The sequence below is a fragment of the Thalassovita mediterranea genome (assembly GCA_019448215.1).
In the GTDB taxonomy this organism is placed as follows: domain Bacteria; phylum Pseudomonadota; class Alphaproteobacteria; order Caulobacterales; family Hyphomonadaceae; genus Henriciella.
This window is the reverse complement of the sequence record CP080408.1, coordinates 2,492,823-2,514,437: the sequence shown is the minus strand read 5'-3', so window position 1 is coordinate 2,514,437 and position 21,615 is coordinate 2,492,823. Positions and strand designations below refer to the sequence as shown.

The following is a 21,615-nucleotide window of genomic DNA, read 5'->3' as shown; positions in this document are numbered from 1 at the left end:
TCTGAGAAACGACTGGAGGGTATGATGATGAAACGTCTTGTTCTTGGCGGCGCCTGCGCGGCCGCTCTTGTTCTTCCATCAGGCGCCCAATCCGCCGAGGAGCAGCTTGAGTCGCGTTATCGGGCCCTCGCAGCAATCATCGATGCCCGGCTAGAGAAAGAGGCCGTACCAGGGGCCGCCATCGGCCTCATCCACGATCAACAACTTGTCTGGTCCTACAATTACGGCGTTGAGGACCTCGAAACGGGCACGCCGGTCAGCGGCGATACAGTTTTCAGCATCTGTTCGGTTTCGAAACTCTTCAACGGCGTCGCTGCCATGTCGCTGGTTGAGGACGGCAGTCTGGACCTCGATGAAACCATCTTCACCTATCTCGACACCGAGGGACCAAGCGACGAGACAGGCGCTGAAGAGACTGCAACCCTGCGCAATATATTGAGCCATGTCTCAGGCCTTCCACGCGAAGGGGTCGAGGACTTCTGGGCCGACACGTCCTTTCCGGACGCAGAGACGCTGATGGCCAGCACCAGCGCCCACGATCAGCTCTACCGCCCCTATGATCACTGGCAGTATTCCAACCTTGGCATGGCGCTGATCGGTGAAGCCATCGCCGGGGCGAGCGGCAAGACCTGGGGCGAATACGTCAATGATACGATCCTTGCCCCACTCGGCATGGGCGAAACACGCACCGACATGCCTTTCGAGGAAGTCGGAAATGGCTTTGCCCGCGGTTACTATGTCCGCAACGCCAATGGAGAGCGCGCTCCGGTTCAGGAGCACAGCTTCCGCGCCTATGCACCCGCTGCGGGGATCGCATCCAGCGTCAACGACATGGCGAAGTTTGCCAGCTGGCACTTCCGGCTGCATGAAACGGGCGGCGAGGAAATCCTGAAGGCGACCACGCTCGGCAACATGCAACGCGTTCACTGGGTCGGGCCCGACTTTGAGGATCCGGCCTGGGGTCTTGCCTATGGGGCGCGGCGCTGGGGCGAGAAAACGCTCTGGGGGCATGGTGGCTACTGCCCCGGCGCGCGCACCGATTTTGCAATGCGCCTTCCAGACAGGACCGGCTATGTGATGATGATGACGGCGAACGACGTATCGCCCGGCACCTATACACGCCTTGCCTATGATTTCCTGAACGACAAAGTGACCGGCCTCTATGGCAAGGATGACGACAGCGGCGAAGACGAGGATCAGGCCGAAGCCGACACGCCCGACATCGATCTCAGCCAGTATGAAGGCTACTACGCCACCCCCAATTATGACTGGGACCGCTATATCGGCATCGACGACGGCAAACTCTTTTCGATTTCAGTTTTCGACGCCGATCCGGTGAAGAACATGGAAATCTATGTCCATGAGGAAGGCGATCGCTTTTACCGCGAACGTGACGATGAGACCGAAGGCGAGCCCGTCATCTTCGAGCGCGATGGCGACGGCAATATCGTTTCGCTCGTCCAGCATAGCTATCGCAGCTACAGGCGCGAGGATTAAACCTCGCCAGTCGAAGCGTTCCCCCGCGACATAGGCACTCTCCCCTATGTCGGACGGCTTCAGCGGTGCTAGGCTACGCCAAAAGAATGTCCAAGGGAGGACAAAAGTGAGCGAACAGATACTCGATGTGCTCATCGTCGGTGCCGGTATTTCCGGCGTTGGAGCAGCCCGCCACATGAAAACCCGCTGCCCGGGCAAGAAGGTCGCCGTCTTTGAGGCGCTGGACGGCTTTGGCGGCACGTGGAAGGTGCACACCTATCCCGGCATCCGCTCTGACAGCGACCTCTACACCTTCGGCTACCGCGACAAGCCATGGACCGGCCCGCCCATCGCCACGGCCGAAGAGATCCTCACCTATATGGGCGAGTTCATCGAAGAGAACGGCCTCGCCCCGCTCATCCACTACAATCACAAGATCACCAAGGCCGAATGGTCCTCGGCTGAAAAGCTCTACACGGTTACCTATGAGACCCCTGACGGCGAGCACACCTTAAAGGCGCGCTTCCTCTGGATGTGTCAGGGCTATTACGATCTCGACAAAGGCTACACGCCCGACTGGGACGGCATGGACAGCTTCAAGGGAGAGATCGTTCACCCGCAGAACTGGCCGGACAATATCGACCTTTCCGGCAAGAAAGTCGTCGTCATCGGCTCTGGCGCAACTGCCGCCACGCTGGTGCCGAACATTGCGGGCGACTGCGCCCACGTCACGCTGCTCCAGCGTTCACCGACCTATTTCGCGCCGGGCCGCAACATCAATGAACTCGCAGACGAGCTTCGCCGGCTCGAGATCGATGAGGAATGGATCCACACAATCATCCGCAAGAAGGTTCTCGTCGACCAGCGCGACTTCACCCAGCGCGCCAAGGAAGAGCCGGATGCCGTGAAGGGCGAACTGCTGGAAGCGGTCAAAGCCTTCCTCGGCGAAGACTTCGACATGAAGCACTTTACGCCGAATTACCGGCCATGGCGCCAGCGCATCGCCTTCGTGCCCGATGGCGACATCTTCCAGGGCATTGCCAGCGGCAAGGCCAGTGTGGTGACCGACCATATCGACCGCTTTGTCCCGGAAGGCATCAAACTCAAATCTGGCGAAGTGCTCGAAGCCGACATCATCATCTCGGCGACGGGCTTCAATCTCAAATTCCTGGGCAACATTCCCTTCGTGGTCGATGGCGAGACGGTCGACTTCAATGACCGGCTCACCTGGCGCGGCATGATGGTTGAGGATGTGCCGAACATGCTCTTCGTCTTCGGCTATTTCCGCGCAAGCTGGACGCTGCGTGTCGACCTGCTCGGCGACTTCATGGTCCGCCTGCTGGAGCATATGGACCAGACCGGCGCCGCCGAAGTGCGCCCGCAAGTGCCTGCAACCGAACGCAGTCTCGAACGGATGAGCTGGATGGACGCAGTCGACTTCAACCCCGGCTATCTGCAGCGCGGCCAGCACCTGATGCCGAAGCGGATCGATCATCCTGAATGGCAGCACACGCAGGACTATTGGCACGAGAAGGACGCCCTTCCGGAGGTCGACCTCGATGAGGCTTCCCTCGTCTATGAAGACGCCTCAGGCCAGCTTGTCGGGAAGGCCTCAGCGAACGCCGCCTGATCGAGCCGACTGAGACGGAATGCACCATTGATGGCCTCCAGCTGCCTGCCCTAGGACTGCTGGCTGGAGGCCCCAAATGGCGTTGACCCTTATCTCTTCAGTCCTCGGTTTTGCCGGTGTCGCCCTCGGCGCATTCGGCGCGCATGGCATGTCTGGCCGGTTCACCCCGGAAAGCCGCGGCTGGTGGGAAACCGCCACGCTCTATCTTCTTGTTCATGCGGTCGCCGTCTTCGCAGCGAGCCTGTCAGGCCGCACGGGACTCTTCTCTGCGGGCGGCTGGGCCATGATCATTGGCGCTCTGATCTTCTCCGGCACGCTCTACGCCATGACGCTCGGCGCCCCGCGCTGGTTTGGCGCCATCACCCCGATTGGCGGTGTCGGCCTGCTCATTGGCTGGGCCCTCTTCGCGGTCGCGGCCCTACGCAGCTGAGTTTCACTCCATCAGGTTTCCGCAAGGTATTGGCAGCGCGCGCGATTTGAATATGGTGCGGCGCCAGATACTGCACATGTGAAATAAATGGAGGAAACCATGGCCAGTCTTTTCGATCTCACCGGCAAGGTCGCGCTCATCACCGGCTCGTCCCGCGGCATCGGCAAATCGATCGCCGAAGAGATGGCAGAGCAAGGCGCAAAGGTCGTCATTTCCTCGCGCAAGCCAGGCCCCTGTCAGGAAGTCGCTGAAGCGCTGAACGAAAAGCACGGCGCAGGCACGGCGATCTCTGTGCCGGCCAACATCTCCTCCAAGGATGAGCTTCAGCACCTCGTGGACGAGACGCGCGCCTCTTTCGGCAAGATCGACATTCTCGTCTGCAACGCCGCCTCCAACCCGTATTACGGCCCGATGGAAGAGATTGGCGACGAACAGTTCGAGAAAATCCTCTCCAACAACATCATATCCAATCACTGGCTGATCCAGATGGTCGCGCCAGAGATGAAAGAGCGCAAGGACGGCGCAATCGTGATCATCTCGTCGATTGGTGGCCTCAAGGGCTCTCCTGTCATCGGCGCCTACAACATCTCCAAGGCAGCTGATTTCCAGCTTGCCCGCAACTATGCGATCGAGCTCGGCCCGCACAATATCCGCGTCAACTGCGTCGCCCCCGGCCTCATCAAGACCGACTTCGCCAAGGCGCTCTGGGAAAACCCAGAAAACGCCGCCCGCATCGAAAAAGGCACGCCAATGCGTCGCATCGGTGACCCGGTCGATATTGCCGGCGCAGCCGTCTTCCTCGCATCTGACGCTGGCAAATACATGGCCGGCCAGATGATCGTCGTCGATGGCGGCTCGGTCATCGTCTAGGAAAGACCAGATCCATGCATAAGGTAGACCTGCCGGGCGATGGCCCGGCAGCTCCGACCGATTTCGACACGTTCCGCCAGATCGATGTGCGCATCGGCACAGTGCTGGAAGCGGCTCCGCTCGAGGGCGCACGCAAGCCTGCCATCCGTCTGCTGATCGATTTTGGCCCGGGCGTCGGCGAAAAGAAATCTTCGGCCCAGATCACCGAACACTACACGCCCGAACAGCTTGTCGGGCGTCAGGTCATGGCCGTGGTGAACTTCCCACCACGCCAGATCGGCAAGTTCATGTCCGAAGTCCTGACCCTTGGCTTCCCCGACGACGGCGGCGCGATTGTGCTGGCCGCACCAGATACGCCAGTCCCGAACGGAGCCCGCCTCGCATGAGCCTCGCCTATAATCCAGAAGACTATTCGCCGATGTTTCAGGGCTTCCTGAAGGGGATCAGCTCCGGCGACTGGCCAAGCAAGCCAAAAGGCATCGCCAAGCTCGGCATCATGCCCGAAGACTGGCTGAAGGAAATCGAGCCGGGCCGCGTCCACTATGTCTGGCCAAACGATGGCAGCCACGACATCCAGCCGGGCCGCGCTTTTGGCGGCTGGGTCGGCGCCCTGTCCGACCACGTCGTCTCCATCTGCATGTTCTCCGCCCTCACCGACGGTGAGGCCTTCACCACGCAGGACCTCCAGATCAAGCTCTTCCGGCCCGTCAGTCACGGCGACATCACCATCAAGGCGCATGTCGTGAACCGCTCGAAATCGACAGGCTATATCGAAGCCGAGTGGCGCAATGCCGAAGGCAAACTGCTGGTAAAAGTACTCGCCTGGAAAGCCATCCGTACGGTGGAAGCCATTCACGGCCCAAGGGATTAGGAAGGCGGACTTTTCCTCGGCCCCACGTCCCGACAACCCCTGCGAAGGCTGGGGTCCAAGGTGCTTCGGCTGAACCGTTAGCTTCCGGCTTTGGGTCCCACCATGGATGCCTGCCCCTCATCCTGAGCGAAGCCGAAGGACGCAGGCATCTACGGAAAGCGGGGGCGAAAGCGCACCGCTAATGGTGCTCTTCTTCCCCCGCATGCGGGGGAAGTGGCCTGCGAAGCAGGTCGAAGGGGGCTGTGGGACAAAACAAATCCATCCCCACCCTCACAAACCCGCCCCATACTACACGCCTCCCATCACCAGACAGGGCGGTCCGGACCGACCGGAAGGTGTTGGTTCTCATCAAAGCTGCACGTGCCGGTACAGACCCCGGCGCGCGCTGGCAGAGACGGGAGGGCTCTTGCGCGGCCAACGCTGCCCATGAGCGGAGTGCGAAGGTGACCGGTGCTGCGGGCGGGGTGTAACGCCCCTGCCATGTGGTCGGCGTCATGTGGGGTAATCAGTGCTGCGCAGGCTGTCCTGTGTACGAAAATGTTTCCGAGACGGGCCGGGAGTGAGACATCCGAACGGTCGATACCCTTCGCAAGGGCGCGTCCATGGCGCACGCTCTACAGCCACGCCGAAAGGCTGGCATTACCTAAAGCGTCCACCCTGGACGCGCCCGGCCCTGTCACTTCAGGGCGAGAGTAAAAGCGCACCGCCAGCGGGAAGTCCCGCGTGGCGATATTGGTGTTTGGCTAAATCGCTAGTGAAGTTTCAGGCTGTCCCCAACGAGGCGCACTTCAGCGGGTTTGAGAAGATCCGAATGTGCGATGTTGACCGAGTGGATCACAGCATCGATCTCCCGGCGCCAGCGATCAAGGAAACCGGCAAGCCGGGGAAACTTCGGGGCGATGTCCACTGTCTGCCAGACAAAACTCTGGAGAAGGCTTGGATAATCCGGTCTGTAATAGAGCACTTCCGCCGTCAAAAGGCCGCCGCCTTTCAGTCGATCCCTGAAATCATCATCTGCCATCCGAATGCCTCCTATTGTTGACGGACTCACTATTCCGGAGTTTGCGAGACCTCATGAGGCTGTCAATATTTTTCAACGATTTCAGCGTGTTGGCAGCCGCCGACCATGGCTGCTAATTGCGCCTGCGCCGCGAGCTCGAAAATCGGCCTTCTCGACAAAAAATTTCGCTGTCCGGGGTGTTGACGTGGCTTGGCAGCGCTCCTAACTCAGCGCCGTTAGCAGTCGCCCTCTGTGAGTGCTAACACAAAAGAACATATTGCCCCGCCGGGGCGAAACCAAAGGTAAGTGATCAAATGAAATTCCGTCCTCTGCATGACCGCGTTCTCGTAAAACGCGTTGAAGAAGAAGCCAAAACCGCTGGCGGGATCATCATTCCGGACACCGCAAAGGAAAAGCCACAGGAAGGCGAAATCGTCGCTGTTGGCTCCGGCGCTCGCGGTGACGACAATGAGATCATCCCGCTGGAAGTCAAAGCTGGCGACCGCGTCCTGTTCGGCAAATGGTCCGGCACGGAAGTGAAGATCGACGGCCAGGATCTTCTGATCATGAAGGAAAGCGACATTCTCGGCATCGTCGAGTAAGCGCTCCCCCTTTTTCCAAACACAAACTTCGAACTGAATTTCAGGAAGGAAGACAGCCATGGCTGCTAAACACGTAAAGTTCAGCACGGATGCGCGCGAGCGCATGCTGAAGGGCGTCGACACGCTCGCAAACGCTGTAAAAGTCACCCTCGGCCCTAAAGGCCGTAACGTCGTCATCGAGAAGTCCTTCGGCGCACCGCGCACGACCAAGGATGGCGTCACCGTCGCCAAGGAAATCGAGCTTGAGGATAAGTTCGAGAACATGGGCGCACAGATGCTGCGCGAAGTTGCTTCCAAGGCAAACGACGTTGCTGGCGACGGCACCACGACCGCGACGGTTCTCGCTCAGGCCATCGTCCGCGAAGGCATGAAGCGCGTTTCCGCCGGCATGAACCCGATGGACCTGAAGCGCGGTATCGACAAGGCCGTTGCTGAAGTGATCTCCGACCTCGCGCATCATTCGCGCAAGGTGAAAGAGAATTCCGAAATCGCACAGGTCGGTTCGATTTCCGCCAATGGCGACAAGGAAATCGGCGACATGATCGCGCATGCGATGGAGAAAGTCGGCAATGAAGGCGTCATCACGGTCGAGGAAGCAAAATCCCTCGAAACCGAACTCGACGTCGTCGAAGGCATGCAGTTCGACCGCGGCTACCTCTCCCCGTACTTCGTGACGAACCCGGAGAAGATGGCTGTCGAACTCGAAGACCCATACATCCTGCTGCACGAGAAGAAGCTTTCTTCGCTCCAGCCGATGCTGCCGATCCTCGAGCAGGTCGTTCAGTCCCAGCGCCCACTGCTGATCATCGCTGAAGACGTCGATGGCGAAGCCCTCGCAACGCTCGTCGTCAATAAGCTGCGCGGCGGCCTCAAGGTTGCAGCTGTGAAGGCCCCTGGCTTCGGCGACCGCCGCAAGGCCATGCTGCAGGACATCGCTGTCCTCACCGGTGGCCAGGTCATCTCCGAAGACCTCGGCATCAAGCTTGAGAACATCTCGCTCGACATGCTCGGCACCGCCAAGAAAGTCGAGATCGACAAGGACAACACCACGATCGTCGATGGTGCTGGTTCCAAGGACGAGATCGAAGCCCGCGTTGGCCAGATCAAGAAGCAGATCGAAGACACCTCTTCGGACTATGACAAGGAGAAGCTCCAGGAGCGCCTTGCCAAGCTCGCTGGCGGTGTTGCCGTGATCAAGGTCGGCGGCGCAACCGAAGTCGAAGTGAAAGAGCGTAAGGACCGCGTCGACGACGCCCTCAGCGCAACCCGCGCTGCTGTGGAAGAAGGCGTGATCCCGGGCGGTGGCTCTGCCCTGCTCCGCGCCGCTCAGAATATCGACGTGAAGGGTGAGAACCCAGACGAGCAAGCCGGTATCGACATCGTTCGCCGCGCCCTCGAAGCGCCGATCCGTCAGATCGTCAACAATGCCGGTCTCGAAGGCTCTGTCGTCGTTGCAAACGTCCTTGCCAACAAGGATCGCGCATACGGCTTCAACGCCCAGACCGAAGAGTATGGCGACATGTACAAGATGGGCATCATCGACCCGGCAAAGGTCGTGCGCTCTGCCCTTCAGAACGCTGCTTCCGTCGCGGCCCTGCTGATCACCACCGAAGCTGGTATCGCCGAAGCGCCTAAGAAAGAAGGCGAAGGCGGTGGCATGCCGGACATGGGCGGCATGGGCGGCATGGGTGGCATGGGCGGTATGGGCTTCTAAACCGGTCTGCGAAGCAGAATTATCGATCCAGTGGATCGATAATAGGTTTGGAAGGCCACGGCAGTGGCTCGAAACTGGCGACAGTCAGAAAAGAGCCACCAGCCCACCCACCAGACGCAAAAAGGAAAGCCCGGCGCACCACGCGCCGGGCTTTTTCTACTCATTGATGCTGCCGATCCTAATTTGAAGGCGCATCCCCTGAATGATCGTCGCCGCGCTGTTGCTCCACCATCTCCTCAATTTCAGCTTCCCACTCATCGAGAAAGGTCTCGGCTGCTTCGCCAGAAAGTCCCTCTTTCATTGCAACGGTCTGAGGCAAATCCGCATCCGACGTGAACCGCTTGCACGTCCCGTACTGGTCCCAGTTGATGAACCGGCCAGCCCCGCCACCGAAATCGACACGCTCACGATAAGTGATCTTCCCATCTTCATGCGTGAAGATGACGGTCGTTTCGCCAGCCAGTGCTTGTCCCCAATCGTTGAACGAAAGCGCGAGACGCTCATCCAGCCGCTTCAGAGGGTGCGTACGCGAGAGCCTGCGCGTGGCCGCCGGATAAGTCCGGATTTCCCCGGCCCCCGCGTCGGCGCCGACTGAACCCTCGCCGCCCGGCGCGTCGACCACGTAAATCGTCTTGGCATTGCCCCCATGATAGATATTCGTCGAATTATCGATCGTCACTTCAGTCGTGAAACCGCTATCGATCCGGACAGAACCTGTCTTCGTGCAGAGATAATTTGCCTCCGCCATGACAAGCGCACGATTTTCATCCTCCTGTGCGCTCGCCGTGCTAATAATGCCAATCGAGCTCCCAAGTACGAGCGCAGGTATAGCGAGGTGTTTCAGCATGGGGTGTCTCCATCAGCCATTTCCTGTTTTCACCCTGGATAGAAAATTATCCCCGCGCAATGGCCCCGTCCAAAAACTTCGACGTCGCACGACTGAGCGAAACTGTTCATCTTTCCTGACGTAAACTGTCCCTTGAAAGCCCCCTGCCCCAAGCGTAAGCATTTGCCCCATGAGCAAGATTTACGACAGCGCCGCAGCCGCCCTTGATGGCGTGCTATTTGACGGCATGACGATCGCTGCGGGCGGCTTTGGCCTCTGCGGGATTCCAGAGCTTTCCATCGCTGCCATCCGCGATGCGGGCACCAAAGACCTCACCATCTACTCCAACAATGCAGGCGTCGACGGCTTCGGTCTCGGTGTCCTGCTTGAGAGCAAGCAGGTGAAGAAGATGGGCTCGTCCTATGTCGGCGAGAACAAGGAATTCATGCGCCAGTATCTCGGCGGAGAGCTGGAGCTGGAGTTCAACCCGCAAGGCACGCTGGCCGAGCGTATGCGCGCTGGCGGCGCTGGCATCGCGGGCTTCTACACCAAGACCGGCTACGGCACGCAGATCGGCGAAGGCAAGGAAGTGAAAGAATTCCACGGCGAGAAATACATTCTCGAAGAGGGCATCTTCGCTGACCTCGCCATCGTGAAAGCATGGAAAGCCGACACGACCGGCAACGCCATCTTCCGCAAGACCGCGCGTAACTTCAACGAGCCTGCCGCCATGTGCGGTAAGATCTGCGTCATGGAAGTCGAGGAAATCGTCGAGCCGGGTGAGCTTGACCCGAACCACATCCACCTGCCGGGCGTCTTCGTGCACAGGCTTGTAGAGGGCGAGTTCGAAAAGCGCATCGAGCAACGCACGACCCGGAAGAAGGAGACCGCCTGATGCCCTGGACACGTGATGACATGGCCAAGCGCGCCGCGCAGGAGCTTGAAGACGGAATGTATGTCAATCTCGGCATCGGCATCCCGACGCTGGTCGCAAACTATATTCCGGACGGCGTTTCCGTGACGCTCCAGTCTGAAAACGGCATGCTGGGCATGGGCCCTTTCCCTTATGAGGGCGAGGAAGACGCTGACCTCATCAATGCCGGCAAGCAGACCATCACTGAGCTGCCCCACACCGCCTTCTTCGACAGCTCCATGAGCTTTGCGATGATCCGCGGCGGCAAGATCAACATGGCCATCCTTGGCGCCATGGAAGTTGCCGAAAACGGCGACCTCGCCAACTGGATGATCCCCGGCAAGCTGGTCAAAGGCATGGGCGGGGCGATGGACCTCGTTGCCGGCGTGAAACGCATTGTCGTGATCACGGACCATACCTCGAAATCGGGGGAGCCGAAGCTGATCAAGGAGTGCACCCTGCCGCTCACCGGCAAGGGCGTGGTCAATCGCATCATCACCGACCTCGGCGTCTTCGACGTGGTCGATGGCGGTCTCGAGATCATCGAACTCGCCCCAGGCGTCGAGCGCGATGAGGTCTATGAGAAGACCGCCGCGAAGATCGTCAATTGAGCACGCTTCCGCCATGTCCGGCTTGCAGCTCTGCCTTCACCTATGAGGATGGTGAGCTGCTGGTCTGCCCGGAATGCGCGCATGAATGGTCCGCCGACGCGTCCCTCAACCCGAACCACAAGGTCTGGCGGGACGCAAACGGCACAGAGCTTCAGGACGGTGACACTGTCACGGTGATCAAGGACCTGAAGGTGAAGGGGTCTTCCTCGGTCGTGAAAGTCGGCACCAAGGTGAAGAACATCCGCCTTGTCGACGGAGATCACGACATCGATTGCAAGATCGACGGCATCGGCCAGATGGGGCTGAAGACCGAGTTCGTCAAAAAGGCCTGAGACTCAGCCTTCCTCAAGCACCGCGTACAGCCTGCGCTCATCCTTGCGTAGGCGAACCGGCCCGGCCTCAGCATCCGGCGTTTCGCCGTTGCGGGCCATCTCCACCAGCTTTGGATGGATATACGAATTACGGGCGATGGTTGGCGTATTGCCGAGCCGCTCTGCGGCGGCTTCGGAAATGCCCTTGATGCTGCTCGCGCCTTTGCGGAGCGCTTCGACAGCAGCAACTGACCCAGCCCATGTGCGAAAATCCTTCGCCGTAAATCCCCCGTCCCCTGCGTCCCGGATAAAACGGTTCACACGGGTCGATCCGACATGCCCATCCGGCGTGTCAAAGAGCGACTGTCCCGGCAGGCACTGGAGTTCACCAACGGCATGGGCAAGACTTTCATCGCAAATGGAGACTTCCTGCTCCTTGCCGCCCTTGCCTTTGAACTTGAGGCGGATGGTGTCTTCGTCCGTCTGGCGAACGTGGCGCTTGTAGAGCGTCGACGCACCGAAAGTGCCGTTCCTTGCGTGCCGCTCAGAGCCGACCCTGATGGCACCCTTATCGAGCAGGCGGACGATGGCGGCAGTGGCGAGCTCAACATGGTCTTCAGGGTCTTCAAGCACGGCCTTCACGCGTTTGCGGATACGCGGCAAGGCACTGCCAAAAGCAAGCATGTCAGAGAACTTTACGCCCTCACAATGGGCGCGCCAGTCCTCATGATAGCGGTATTGTGTGCGCCCGGCCTCGTCCTTGCCGGTCGCCTGAAGATGGCCCTTCGGCTGCTTGCATATCCAGACATCGGCCCAGGCTGGCGGCAGGACGAGCGCTTCCGCCCTCTCCCTGTCGTCACCCTTCAGGACATCGCCCTGCTCGTCGAGATAGGTGAAGCCGCGACCATGCGGGCGGCGCGTCCAGCCAGGCTCCGAGCTGCAGACATAGACGAGACCCGCATCAGCAGGGTCGAGAGATTCGCGGGCGAGTGAGAAAGGCATGAAGTCAAAACCTGCCAGAGCGCTGCCGGTTCCTGCACCATTTGGCGCAGCGTCATGGCTTGCAAGCCGCCCGCCTAGACCGGACAGTGCGCAGAGATATTTCAGGGAGTTTTCAGATGGCTAAAGGGTCAATGCCGGTACTGGTCGGCGTCGGACAATCGATGAGCGAATGGGACGGCACCAAGGGCCCGGATGGCGCGCCATCGCCGCTCAGCCTCGCCGTCACGGCATCAAAAGCCGCCATCGAGGATGCAGGCATCGAAGCCTCCGCCATCGACACGCTGACCTTCGTGCGGATCTTCGAAGACTCTGTGCGCGGCGCAAAGCACCCACACGGCCACAACACCAACCTGCCCGGTACGCTGGCGCGCGATATCGGCGCAAAGCCAGCCCGCCTCATCTATTCGGATGTTGGCGGCCAGAGCCCGCAGGCCCTCGCCAACGAAATGGCCAACCGCATCTATGAAGGCGAACTTGATGTCGCGCTGGTCGCAGGCTCCGAAGCCAACCGCGCGTCCAAGGGTGCGCTGAAGAACAAGGTCGAGATCAACTGGACCGATAGCGACGACGCCGACTACGAAGACCGCGGTCTTGGCGGCGAGATGCTGTCGCGCGCCGAGATCAAGCACGGCCTGATCGCACCGGCCTTCTTCTACGCCCTGTTCGAGAATGCGATTGCCGCCCGCGAAGGCCGCACCCGGTCTGGCCAGCGCGAAGCCATGGCAAAGCTTTTCCACCCCTTCTCGAGAGTCGCGTCGAAGAATGAGTACTCCCAGTTCCCAGTGGAGCGTTCGGAAGAGTTTCTCGCGACCCCGTCGCCGAAGAATTACGAGTTCGCTGACCCATTCCTGAAATGGCATATCGCGCAAGATGCGGTGAACCAGGGCGCCGCCATCCTTATCATGTCCGAGGAGAAGGCAGATGAGCTGGGCGTCGCCAAGGACAAGCGTGTCTATCTCCATGGCGGCGGCGAGGCGAGCGACGACCTTCTCTCGCTCCGTCCAAAGATTGACGGCTCCTGGGCGATGGAAACCGCTATCTCCCGCGCGCTTGAGCAGGCAGGCCGCACCTCTGGCGGCATCGCCTATTTCGACCTTTATTCCTGTTTCCCATGCGCTGTCTTCTCGTCGACGGCGGCCATGGGCATTGACCCGTTCACCGATGAGCGTCCCCTGACACTGACGGGCGGGCTCCCCTTCTTTGGCGGGCCGGGCAACAACTACTCCATGCATGGCCTTGCGGAAATGGCGCACAAACTGCGTGATGAAGCAGGCGCCTTCGGCCTCGTCCTCGCCAATGGTGGCTGGATGACCAAGGAAGCGGTCGGTGTCTGGTCCACCACGCGGCCGGATGCCTACAAGCCAGTCGCGCCGTCGGCAAAGCCAACCGAGCAGGTCGAGCTTGATCCGCAACCAGATGGCGGCACGGTGGAAAGCTACACGGTGGTGCATGGCCGCGATGGCCCGCAGCATGGCGTCATCTTCGGGCGGACCGACGAAGGCAAGCGTTTCCTCGCTGTCGCAGATCCGGCCGCGCTAGACCGCCTGCGTGAGGAAGAAAGCCCCGTCGGCGCGCGCGTTACGACCCGAACGGAAGGTGAAGTCACACATTTCAGCTTTGCGTGACCTCTCTGTGCGGTATGTCTGAAGGATGACATCCAGACGCATATCCACCCGCCTCGCCGGTGTCGCAGTTGCGGCAGCCACGCTGACCGCCTGCGTCACACAGCCAGACCCCTGCACGCCTGAATGGATCGAGTGGAAGACCGATCAGGTCCTCGAACGCTTCGCATATTCCAACCTCGACACCATCAGGGCGCTGCGGCGGGTTTCCGGCGACATCGAGAATCCGGGGCCGCTTCTTGCGATCCAGCTCGCGACGCTGGCGGACGATTTTACCGATCTGGCCCGCGACTTTGACAGGATCGTCCTGCCAGAACTCAATGATGCAGTGGCCCTCTGCTCTCGCCCGCAGGAATTCATGCCGGCCTTCGCCGCTTTCCTGCGTGATGAGGGCGTCGGCGAGGACGTCATCGTCTGGGTCGAAGCGCTCGGCTATGTCGCCATGGAACAGCGCCGCAGATGAGCGAACCGTCCGCCACGCCGCTTATTCATGGCTTTGAGTTCGACAGCGATGGCGGCGTTAAACGCCTGAGCTGGGAGGACGTAAAGTCTGCCCCGGCCGAACGCCCCGGCGTCTATCGCTGGCTCCACCTCAACCGGCTGTCGCCAGAGGTGCGCGACTGGCTGACCGGGACGAGTGGCATCGACGATGTCATCGACGCTTCTCTGCTTCAGGAGGATACGCGCCCCCGCTGCATCCGGCACGGCTCCGGCCTGCTCGTCAATCTGCGCGGTGTGAACCTCAATGAGGGCTCACAACCAGAAGACATGATCGCCATCCGCATCTGGATGACCGAAAATGTCGTCGTGTCGCTGCGGGCCTTCCACATCCGCGCAGCTCAGGATCTGCGCGACCAGATCATGGCGGGCGACGTGCCGGAATCGACTGGCGCGATCATCACCTTCATCGCGGCCCGCCTTACCGACAGGATCGAACCAATCGTCGCTGAACTCGACAGCCAAGCTGACGATTTCGAGGACGAATTGCTGCAGCCGGGCGCCAGCCTGCCGAAGACAGCGCTTGCAAACTTCCGCCGGAAAGTACTGGCGCTGCGCCGTTACATCATCCCCCAGCGTGAGGCGCTCTCACACCTTGCGCGAGAGGGTGAAGGCATCCTCTCGCAGGGCGACGTGCTTCACCTGCGCGAAATTGGCGACCGGGTCACACGTATTGGCGAAGAGCTAGATGCCATCCGTGAGCGCTCTCTTGTCCTTCAGGAACAGGTCGTCGAGGAACGCGCCGAAAGGATGAACCAGCGCCTGTTTGTGCTGGCGATCATCTCGGCCGTCTTCCTGCCGCTGGGATTTGTGACGGGTCTGTTCGGCGTGAACCTTGGCGGCATGCCAGGTGCGGCGAGCCCGCTAGGCTTTACGATCCTTTGCGTGATCATGGGCGCCGTCACCGCTGGCCTGCTTTTGCTGTTCAGGCGCATGCGCTGGCTCTAAATTATCCCTTGCGGAAAATGACGCTCAGATTATTGGCGGGCATGTCGACGATGGTCTCAAGTGTCAGGCCAGCCCTCACGGCCAGTGGCAGGACTTCCTGCACAAGGTCGCGCACGCCCCAGCTCTGGTCGCGGCGCTTCAGGTCTTCGCTGAAGGCAGCATTGGACGGCGCGATTTCACCATCCTGCGCAAATGGCCCGTAGAGCATGAGCTTGCCGCCCGGCTTCAGAAGACGCCCGGCCCCTTTGACGAGGCCTTCGGCAGCTTCAAACGGCGCGATGTGGACCATGTTGGCGCAGAAGATGCCGTCAAAGCTCCCCGGGCGCTCAGCTTCGCCCCAATTCTCCTCCGAAGCATCGATACGGACGGGACCAGAAAGCCTGTCACCCGCCTTGGCGTGCGTCACCCATGCGGCCTGGCTGGCCATGCTGATCTCGTCGAGATCTGAGTAAGTCCAGCGAAGCTCTGGAAAACGCTCAACAAACCGGGCGCCATGCTCACCGGTGCCGGACGCGATTTCGAGAATCTGGCCATCAATCGGCATATTCGCGGCGAGCACGTCACCGATCGCCTCGCCGTTTCGCGCAGCCGATGGCGAATAGCGCCGTCCGTCCTCGCCGGTATTGCGGGCCTCAAGCGCGACGGATTTGCCGCTGGAGCCGATATCGTCTTGGTCGCCTGACATTCAGGCCTCGTCCCGCTCAAATTCGAACCGCTCGGTATCCACCGTTGCCTGCATTGGCGGTGCATAGCGCGGACCGACCGCTGACTGCGGCGTGAAATGCGCATCGAGCTGTTCAACAATATGCGCCGGGAGCGTGATGCGGCCTGCTTCGATATTGTCTTTCAGGTGATCTGTACGCGTCGTACCGGGGATCGGGAGGACGTGATCTCCCTTCGCCAGCAGCCAGGCGAGCGCGAGTTGCGCCACGGTGCAGCCGACTTCCGAGGCGAGGCTGCGTGCCTGCTCAAGCAAAGCGAGATTGCCGGGATAATTCTCCGCTGAGAAGCGCGGGAAGAGCCGGCGCATATCGCCGTCCTGCATATTCGCCGGATCATAGGGCGGGTCCGCAAGGAAGCCGCGGCCGACTGGCGAGAAGGCCACGAAGGCGATGTCGAGCTCCTTGCAGAGCTCCAGCACGGCAATCTCCGGATTGCGGACCCAGAGTGAATACTCAGTCTGAAGCGCGGCAATCGGGTGCACGGCATGTGCCCGGCGCACCAGCCCTGCCCCCATCTCGCTGAGACCGACGAAGCGGATCTTGCCTGCATCAACTAGCTCAGACAGCGCGCCGACCGAGTCCTCGATCGGCACATTCGGGTCCGGGCGGTGCATGTAATAGAGATCAATGACGTCCGTATTGAGCCGCTTCAGGCTGGCGTCGCAAGCCGCCTTGATCGACTCTGGGCGCGCATCGAGCACGCGCTTGCCATCCTTCACCGCCAGCACGCATTTACTGGCGAGGAAGTACTCATTGCGCCGATGACCGATTGAGGATGCAATCAGTTCCTCATTCGTGCCGGCGCCGTAAATCGTTGCCGTGTCGAGGAAGTTGCAGCCCTGATCGAGTGCGCCGTTGAGCAGGGCCGAGGCCTCTTCGAGTGCCGTTGGTGGCCCATAGGCATGGCTGAGGTTCATACAGCCAAGCCCGATGGGCCAGACCATCGTGTCACCAATCTTGCGGTCCGTCATGGCGTCCCTTTCTGCCTAGCTGCGCGGCGTAAACTGCTCTCGCAGGGCCGGCTTCAGGATCTTGCCATTGGCGTTGCGCGGAAGCGGCTCATCCTGGAACTTGATCTCCACCGGGACCTTGAAGGCCGCGAGCTGGCTGGCGACGTGCGCGCGAAGCTCATCCTGCGTCACGGACTTGCCGGGCTTCAGCTGGACCACGGCGCCAACTTCCTCACCCAGCACCTTGTGCGGAATGCCGACAACAGATGCGTCCATGACCGCCGGGTGGTCATAAAGGGCGTTCTCGACCTCGATACAGTAGATGTTCTCACCGCCGCGGATCAGCATGTCCTTGGCGCGGTCGACGAGGAAGAGGAAACCGTCCTCATCGAGGCGGGCCAGGTCGCCGGTGACAACCCAGCCATCTTTGAAGGTCTCGGCGGTTGCATCCGGGCGGTTCCAGTATCCCTTGCAGTTTGCCGGGCTCTTGCACCAAAGCTCACCAACCTCGCCTGGCGGCAGGGTGTCGCCGTCCGGGCTGACGACTTTCAGCTCGACCGCTTTCGGCGGGGCGCCCGCGCTGGTCGGGCGGTGGACATAGTCTTCACCGATATTCAGGGTCGCTGTGGCGCACGTCTCTGTCATGCCCCAGCCATTGCCGGGCATGGCTTCCGGGAAGCGCTTCTTGATCGTCGCGACAAGCTCTGGCGCAGACGGCGCACCGCCATAGGAAACGGCGAGGATCGAGGAGAGATCATACTTGTCGCGGTCCGGGTGCTCGAGCACTTGCCATGCAATGGCCGGCACGCCGCCAATGGTGGAGATCTTCTCCGCTTCGATGATCGGCAGCGCCTTGCCTGCATCCCATTTGTACATGCTGACGATCTTATCACCGCGCAGCAGCGTGGGGATGAGAACGGCGAATGAGCCGGTCGCATGGAAGAATGGGATGGAAAGAAGCGTCGCGCGCTGCTCGTTCGGATCCGGCTCGGGGGGCTGCTCACCGCGGCGCAGGAACATGCGCGCCTGACAGGTCATGGAGTTGAGGAAGTTCGAGATGACGGCGCGGTGGGTCGCCAGCGCGCCCTTGGGCTTACCTGTCGTGCCGGACGTGTACATGATGGTCGCGTCATCATCCGGGCCGAGATCGATTTCAGGAAGGCCTTTATTCTCAAGGTCGGCCCAGCTGTTCGGCTCACCAATGAAGCTCTCGAAATTGTGGACGCGCGGATTGTTGCGCTCTTCTTCGGTTTCGCGCGCGATGATGACGGCTTCCAGATCAGAGAGGCCAGACATGTGCTCACGCATGCGCTCAAAGATCTGCGGATCGACGACCGCGACCTTCACGCCGGCATTCTGGAGGCCGTATTCAAGCTCCTCGCCGGTCCACCATGAGTTCATTGGCGTTGCGATTGCGCCAATGCTGAGCGCCGCGAAGAAGGCAACCGGCCATTGTGGATAGTTGCGCATGATGATGGCGACGCGGTCGCCCTTCTGCACGTTGAACTCGGACTTCAGGACATGGGCGAAATGGCTGACGGCCCGCCAATGTGCGTTGAAGGTCACGCGCTCATTCTCATAGACGAGGAAGGTACGCTCGCCATGCGCCTGCGACGCCTCCACGAGGAAACGGAGCGTCGGCGGCGCCTCAGGGTAATAGCGCATGGTCACGCCATTAATCTCGCCTTCTGCAACGGCAAGCGGCGTTCCTGGCTGGGCAAGCATTTCATTCGCCTGCGCAATAGTCATTGCAGGCCAGGCGGGTGCGGCATCAGCGGCCATGACGTAACTCCCTAATAGTTTTGATAGGTCGCGCGCACTCAATCACGAGCACGCCAGTCATGGAAGTGCGACCTGTCGCATACAGGCCGAAATCCGTCCAAAAAACCGGGGAGTGATGCGCTAGGAAGAAGCCTGCGGCGTTGGCGCTGGAGCAGCGGTCGGTGCCGGGCACCAATCCAGATCGGAGAGGTGGCTGGTGTTCTCGCCAAGCTGCCACTTGCCAGCGCCGGCTCCGTCATTGCGGCAGAGATAGCCAGCTGCCTCGAGCAGGCCCGCATCGAATGGGTCTGGGGCAAGGCCAGAGGTGCGATAGCGCTCTGCCGCCTCGGCGACTTCGGAAACAGCGACCTTGTCGTCGAACCATTGCGGCAGCGTCTGGAGGCCTGCGAGGCGGGCGCGCGACAGCTGGAGCTTGGCTTCGGCGATACGGATCATGGAGGAGGTGTCCGGGATTGGCTGCATGGGGGCGACGCCCTCTTCCGGCACGATGGTCGCCTCAAGTTCTGTGGCCTGCTGCAGGTCCTGGATGCCGTTTGGCAGTTCGATCGCGTTTTCGGTGCGGATGCGGCCACGCTCATACAGGACGCGCGCACGCTGGGCCGTGGAAAGCGTCTGGGTTTCCAGCATCGTGTTGAGATCTTCGATGCCCGCATATGGGTGCCAGGCAGAGGTCGCCCGCGACACGGCCGTCTGGAACGCCGATGGCTGCATGTTCACTTCGACTGGGACAGTTTCACAGCCGACCAGCATGAAAGCGCCGATTGCGGCGAGCACTAGAGATCTCATTGTCTTCCTCATGGAAACCGATTTGTAGCGACCATATCTGTAGCCGCCGTCATGGCAAACGGGCTAACCGAAAAGTTAGGCAGAAAATCGGCTAAAGCGTCAGGCGCGCGCGAAGCGGTCGATTTCACGCATATCACCACGCCCGAGAGCATCGATTGCACGGGTCGCGATGCTGTGTGCATCGAGGCCTGCCTGCGCATACATGATCTCTGGCTTGTCCTGATCCTGGAAGATGTCCGGCAGGTGAAGCGTGCGGACCTTGAGGCCGTTATCGAAGGCATTTGTCTCCGCGAGATGATGCAGCACGAACGCGCCAAAACCGCCGCGCGCGCCTTCTTCCACGGTGAGGAGCACTTCGTGTTCGCGGGCCAGACGGTTCACCAGCTCCTCATCCAGAGGCTTGGCGAAGCGTGCATCCGCCACGGTGCAGGAAAGGCCCTGCGCAGCGAGCATTTCAGCCGCTTTCAGGCATTCCTGCAGGCGTGCACCGAAGGACAGCAACGCAATCGTGGAGCCTTCGCGCACGATACGGCCCTTGCCGATCTCGAGTGCTTTCGGCTGGGCAGGAAGCTCAATGCCGATGCCATTGCCGCGTGGATAGCGGAAGGCGCTCGGCCGGTCGTCAATCTCGACAGCCGTGCGGACCATGTTCACCAGTTCGGCTTCATCGGCCGCGGCCATGCAGACCATGCCCGGCAGTGCGCCGAGGAAACCGATATCGAAGCTGCCAGCATGGGTCGGGCCGTCGGCACCGACGAGACCGGCACGGTCAATCGCGAAGCGGACCGGAAGACGTTGGATCGCCACATCGTGGACGACCTGGTCATAGCCGCGCTGGAGGAAGGTCGAATAGATCGCTGCGAACGGCTTCATGCCGTCAGCGGCGAGACCGGCAGCGAAGGTCACAGCGTGCTGTTCGGCGATACCGACATCGAACATGCGCTCAGGAAATTCCTGCTCGAACAGGTCCATGCCTGTGCCGCCCGGCATGGCAGCCGTGATGCCGACAATCTTGTCGTCGCGGCGCGCTTCCTCGATCAGGGCCTTTGCGAAGACCTTCGTGTAGGCAGGCGGACCGCCGGCGGATTTCTGCTGCTCGCCTGTGACGACATTGAACTTTGCGACGCCGTGATACTTGTCGGCGGAGTTCTCGGCCGGCTCATACCCCTTGCCCTTCTGCGTCACGACGTGAAGCAGGACCGGGCCGGTTTCCATTGCCTTGCAGTTCTCAAGCACTGGCAGGAGCACGTCGAGGTCATGGCCGTCGATCGGGCCGACATAGTAGAAACCAAGCTCCTCGAACATCGTGCCGCCCATGGCGAAGCCGCGAAGGTATTCCTCAGCCTTGCGGGCCTGGCTTTCCAGACCGATCGGCTTGGCGATGGATTTGGCAAACTTGCGCAGCCCCCGATAGGAGCGCGAGGAAACGAGCTTCGACAGGTAATGACTCATCGCGCCGACCGGCGGCGCAATGGACATGTCATTGTCGTTCAGGATGACGAGCATGTCGCTCAGGTCAGAGCCTGCATTGTTCATCGCCTCATAGGCCATGCCGGCGGACATGGCGCCGTCACCAATGACGCAGACGACCTTGTTGTCCTTTTCCTGCAGGTCGCGCGATTTCGCGAAACCGAGGCCAGCCGAAATGGACGTCGACGCGTGAGCGGCGCCGAACGGGTCGTATTCGCTCTCATCGCGCTTGGTGAAGCCGGAAAGCCCGCCGCCCTGGCGAAGCGTGCGGATACGGTCCTTGCGACCCGTCAGGATCTTATGGGGATAGCACTGGTGACCGACGTCAAAGATGAGCTTGTCGGATGGCGTGTCGAAAATGGCGTGAATGGCAAGCGTCAGCTCAACCACGCCGAGACCTGCACCGAGGTGACCGCCAGTGCCGGACACTGCGTCGATCACTTCCGCACGCAGTTCATCAGCAATCTGCTTCAGATCCTCGCGTGAGCGAGACTTCAGATCAGCCGGGGAATTGATCGTATCAAGAAGGCGGGTTTTCGCAGGCAAGCTCATGCAGCCGGGTCCTTTCAACGGACAGTCTT

At 60.7% G+C, this 21,615-nt stretch carries 22 protein-coding genes; 14 read left to right on the top strand and 8 right to left on the bottom strand.

Annotation, left to right across the window (positions count from 1 at the left end; genetic code table 11):
- The first annotated feature begins 27 nt into the window (after positions 1 to 27).
- The 6 genes from KUV46_12330 (at position 28) to KUV46_12305 (ending at position 5,277) form a co-directional block, all read left to right on the top strand.
- A complete protein-coding gene (locus KUV46_12330) occupies positions 28 to 1,497 on the top strand; it encodes a beta-lactamase family protein (GenBank protein ID QYJ00122.1) in 1,470 nt (489 codons plus the stop codon).
- Between the two features lie 106 nt (positions 1,498 to 1,603).
- Positions 1,604 to 3,106 (top strand): NAD(P)/FAD-dependent oxidoreductase, encoded by a 1,503-nt coding sequence (locus tag KUV46_12325; GenBank protein QYJ00121.1) that lies wholly within the window; start codon positions 1,604 to 1,606, stop codon positions 3,104 to 3,106.
- A 76-nt stretch (positions 3,107 to 3,182) separates the two neighbouring features.
- Complete coding sequence (locus KUV46_12320) at positions 3,183 to 3,536, top strand: DUF423 domain-containing protein (GenBank protein ID QYJ00120.1); 354 nt, start codon at positions 3,183 to 3,185, stop codon at positions 3,534 to 3,536.
- 99 nt (positions 3,537 to 3,635) lie between these two features.
- Positions 3,636 to 4,406, top strand: coding sequence for an SDR family oxidoreductase (locus KUV46_12315; GenBank protein QYJ00119.1), 771 nt, complete (start codon positions 3,636 to 3,638; stop codon positions 4,404 to 4,406).
- A 14-nt stretch (positions 4,407 to 4,420) separates the two neighbouring features.
- The gene (locus KUV46_12310) at positions 4,421 to 4,792 is read left to right on the top strand and encodes a tRNA-binding protein (GenBank protein QYJ00118.1); all 372 of its coding nucleotides are present in this window, start codon (positions 4,421 to 4,423) and stop codon (positions 4,790 to 4,792) included.
- A complete protein-coding gene (locus KUV46_12305) occupies positions 4,789 to 5,277 on the top strand; it encodes a PaaI family thioesterase (protein QYJ00117.1) in 489 nt (162 codons plus the stop codon). Before KUV46_12310 ends, KUV46_12305 begins: the two co-directional genes overlap by 4 nt.
- A 751-nt stretch (positions 5,278 to 6,028) precedes the next feature.
- Here KUV46_12305 and KUV46_12300 read toward each other — a convergent pair.
- Complete coding sequence (locus KUV46_12300) at positions 6,029 to 6,298, bottom strand: usg protein (protein ID QYJ00116.1); 270 nt, start codon at positions 6,296 to 6,298, stop codon at positions 6,029 to 6,031.
- A 293-nt stretch (positions 6,299 to 6,591) separates the two neighbouring features.
- Here KUV46_12300 and groES point away from each other — a divergent pair, with 293 nt between their 5' ends.
- Positions 6,592 to 6,879 carry a co-chaperone GroES gene (gene groES, locus KUV46_12295; protein QYJ00115.1) on the top strand — a complete coding sequence of 96 codons (288 nt, stop codon included), beginning with the start codon at positions 6,592 to 6,594 and terminating at the stop codon, positions 6,877 to 6,879.
- A 58-nt stretch (positions 6,880 to 6,937) separates the two neighbouring features.
- Positions 6,938 to 8,593, top strand: coding sequence for a chaperonin GroEL (gene groL, locus KUV46_12290; protein QYJ00114.1), 1,656 nt, complete (start codon positions 6,938 to 6,940; stop codon positions 8,591 to 8,593).
- Between the two features lie 178 nt (positions 8,594 to 8,771).
- Here the strand turns inward: groL and KUV46_12285 are convergent, their stop codons facing one another.
- Positions 8,772 to 9,440 (bottom strand): hypothetical protein, encoded by a 669-nt coding sequence (locus tag KUV46_12285; GenBank protein QYJ00113.1) that lies wholly within the window; start codon positions 9,438 to 9,440, stop codon positions 8,772 to 8,774.
- A gap of 169 nt (positions 9,441 to 9,609) precedes the next feature.
- On the opposite strand from KUV46_12285, the gene KUV46_12280 reads away from it, so the two are divergent.
- Genes KUV46_12280 through KUV46_12270 form a run of 3 tightly spaced genes read left to right on the top strand, consistent with a single transcriptional unit; the run spans position 9,610 to position 11,275 of the window.
- Positions 9,610 to 10,314 (top strand): CoA transferase subunit A, encoded by a 705-nt coding sequence (locus KUV46_12280; GenBank protein QYJ00112.1) that lies wholly within the window; start codon positions 9,610 to 9,612, stop codon positions 10,312 to 10,314.
- Positions 10,314 to 10,943 carry a CoA transferase subunit B gene (locus KUV46_12275; protein ID QYJ00111.1) on the top strand — a complete coding sequence of 210 codons (630 nt, stop codon included), beginning with the start codon at positions 10,314 to 10,316 and terminating at the stop codon, positions 10,941 to 10,943. The genes KUV46_12280 and KUV46_12275 overlap by 1 nt, the downstream gene beginning before the upstream one ends.
- Positions 10,940 to 11,275, top strand: coding sequence for an alkylphosphonate utilization protein (locus KUV46_12270; protein ID QYJ00110.1), 336 nt, complete (start codon positions 10,940 to 10,942; stop codon positions 11,273 to 11,275). Before KUV46_12275 ends, KUV46_12270 begins: the two co-directional genes overlap by 4 nt.
- Before the next feature lie 3 nt (positions 11,276 to 11,278).
- Here the strand turns inward: KUV46_12270 and KUV46_12265 are convergent, their stop codons facing one another.
- A complete protein-coding gene (locus KUV46_12265; GenBank protein QYJ00109.1) occupies positions 11,279 to 12,256 on the bottom strand; it encodes a DNA topoisomerase IB in 978 nt (325 codons plus the stop codon).
- Positions 12,257 to 12,372: 116 nt separating this feature from the next.
- Here KUV46_12265 and KUV46_12260 point away from each other — a divergent pair, with 116 nt between their 5' ends.
- From KUV46_12260 to KUV46_12250, 3 genes are read left to right on the top strand one after another with little or no spacing between them, the layout of a single operon-like run.
- Positions 12,373 to 13,881, top strand: a complete 1,509-nt coding sequence (locus KUV46_12260; protein ID QYJ00108.1) for an acetyl-CoA acetyltransferase — start codon at positions 12,373 to 12,375, stop codon at positions 13,879 to 13,881.
- 25 nt (positions 13,882 to 13,906) lie between these two features.
- Complete coding sequence (locus tag KUV46_12255; GenBank protein ID QYJ00107.1) at positions 13,907 to 14,341, top strand: hypothetical protein; 435 nt, start codon at positions 13,907 to 13,909, stop codon at positions 14,339 to 14,341.
- Positions 14,338 to 15,324 (top strand): zinc transporter ZntB, encoded by a 987-nt coding sequence (locus KUV46_12250; protein ID QYJ00106.1) that lies wholly within the window; start codon positions 14,338 to 14,340, stop codon positions 15,322 to 15,324. The genes KUV46_12255 and KUV46_12250 overlap by 4 nt, the downstream gene beginning before the upstream one ends.
- Before the next feature lies 1 nt (position 15,325).
- On the opposite strand, the gene KUV46_12245 is transcribed toward KUV46_12250, so the two are convergent.
- The 5 genes from KUV46_12245 to dxs form a co-directional block, all read right to left on the bottom strand.
- Entirely contained in the window at positions 15,326 to 16,009 is a 684-nt protein-coding gene (locus KUV46_12245) for a DUF938 domain-containing protein (protein ID QYJ00105.1), read from the bottom strand.
- The gene (locus KUV46_12240; protein QYJ00104.1) at positions 16,010 to 17,017 is read right to left on the bottom strand and encodes an aldo/keto reductase; all 1,008 of its coding nucleotides are present in this window, start codon (positions 17,015 to 17,017) and stop codon (positions 16,010 to 16,012) included.
- A 15-nt stretch (positions 17,018 to 17,032) separates the two neighbouring features.
- Positions 17,033 to 18,778 carry an acyl--CoA ligase gene (locus tag KUV46_12235; protein ID QYJ00103.1) on the bottom strand — a complete coding sequence of 582 codons (1,746 nt, stop codon included), beginning with the start codon at positions 18,776 to 18,778 and terminating at the stop codon, positions 17,033 to 17,035.
- A 120-nt stretch (positions 18,779 to 18,898) separates the two neighbouring features.
- A complete protein-coding gene (locus KUV46_12230) occupies positions 18,899 to 19,564 on the bottom strand; it encodes a hypothetical protein (protein ID QYJ00102.1) in 666 nt (221 codons plus the stop codon).
- A 99-nt stretch (positions 19,565 to 19,663) separates the two neighbouring features.
- On the bottom strand, positions 19,664 to 21,586 hold the full coding sequence (dxs, locus tag KUV46_12225; protein ID QYJ00101.1) for a 1-deoxy-D-xylulose-5-phosphate synthase: 1,923 nt from the start codon (positions 21,584 to 21,586) through the stop codon (positions 19,664 to 19,666).
- Between the last annotated feature and the right edge of the window lie 29 nt (positions 21,587 to 21,615).

Bases quoted from the DNA above. Each gene is read 5' to 3' on its own strand.
- KUV46_12330 (QYJ00122.1), top strand. From the start codon at position 28: ATGAAACGTCTTGTTCTTGGCGGCGCCTGCGCGGCCGCTCTTGTTCTT.
- KUV46_12320 (QYJ00120.1), top strand. From the start codon at position 3,183: ATGGCGTTGACCCTTATCTCTTCAGTCCTCGGTTTTGCCGGTGTCGCC.
- KUV46_12315 (QYJ00119.1), top strand. From the start codon at position 3,636: ATGGCCAGTCTTTTCGATCTCACCGGCAAGGTCGCGCTCATCACCGGC.
- KUV46_12310 (QYJ00118.1), top strand. From the start codon at position 4,421: ATGCATAAGGTAGACCTGCCGGGCGATGGCCCGGCAGCTCCGACCGAT.
- KUV46_12305 (QYJ00117.1), top strand. From the start codon at position 4,789: ATGAGCCTCGCCTATAATCCAGAAGACTATTCGCCGATGTTTCAGGGC.
- KUV46_12300 (QYJ00116.1), bottom strand. From the start codon at position 6,298: ATGGCAGATGATGATTTCAGGGATCGACTGAAAGGCGGCGGCCTTTTG.
- groES (QYJ00115.1), top strand. From the start codon at position 6,592: ATGAAATTCCGTCCTCTGCATGACCGCGTTCTCGTAAAACGCGTTGAA.
- groL (QYJ00114.1), top strand. From the start codon at position 6,938: ATGGCTGCTAAACACGTAAAGTTCAGCACGGATGCGCGCGAGCGCATG.
- KUV46_12285 (QYJ00113.1), bottom strand. From the start codon at position 9,440: ATGCTGAAACACCTCGCTATACCTGCGCTCGTACTTGGGAGCTCGATT.
- KUV46_12280 (QYJ00112.1), top strand. From the start codon at position 9,610: ATGAGCAAGATTTACGACAGCGCCGCAGCCGCCCTTGATGGCGTGCTA.
- KUV46_12275 (QYJ00111.1), top strand. From the start codon at position 10,314: ATGCCCTGGACACGTGATGACATGGCCAAGCGCGCCGCGCAGGAGCTT.
- KUV46_12265 (QYJ00109.1), bottom strand. From the start codon at position 12,256: ATGCCTTTCTCACTCGCCCGCGAATCTCTCGACCCTGCTGATGCGGGT.
- KUV46_12260 (QYJ00108.1), top strand. From the start codon at position 12,373: ATGGCTAAAGGGTCAATGCCGGTACTGGTCGGCGTCGGACAATCGATG.
- KUV46_12255 (QYJ00107.1), top strand. From the start codon at position 13,907: ATGACATCCAGACGCATATCCACCCGCCTCGCCGGTGTCGCAGTTGCG.
- KUV46_12250 (QYJ00106.1), top strand. From the start codon at position 14,338: ATGAGCGAACCGTCCGCCACGCCGCTTATTCATGGCTTTGAGTTCGAC.
- KUV46_12245 (QYJ00105.1), bottom strand. From the start codon at position 16,009: ATGTCAGGCGACCAAGACGATATCGGCTCCAGCGGCAAATCCGTCGCG.
- KUV46_12240 (QYJ00104.1), bottom strand. From the start codon at position 17,017: ATGACGGACCGCAAGATTGGTGACACGATGGTCTGGCCCATCGGGCTT.
- KUV46_12235 (QYJ00103.1), bottom strand. From the start codon at position 18,778: ATGGCCGCTGATGCCGCACCCGCCTGGCCTGCAATGACTATTGCGCAG.
- KUV46_12230 (QYJ00102.1), bottom strand. From the start codon at position 19,564: ATGAGATCTCTAGTGCTCGCCGCAATCGGCGCTTTCATGCTGGTCGGC.
- dxs (QYJ00101.1), bottom strand. From the start codon at position 21,586: ATGAGCTTGCCTGCGAAAACCCGCCTTCTTGATACGATCAATTCCCCG.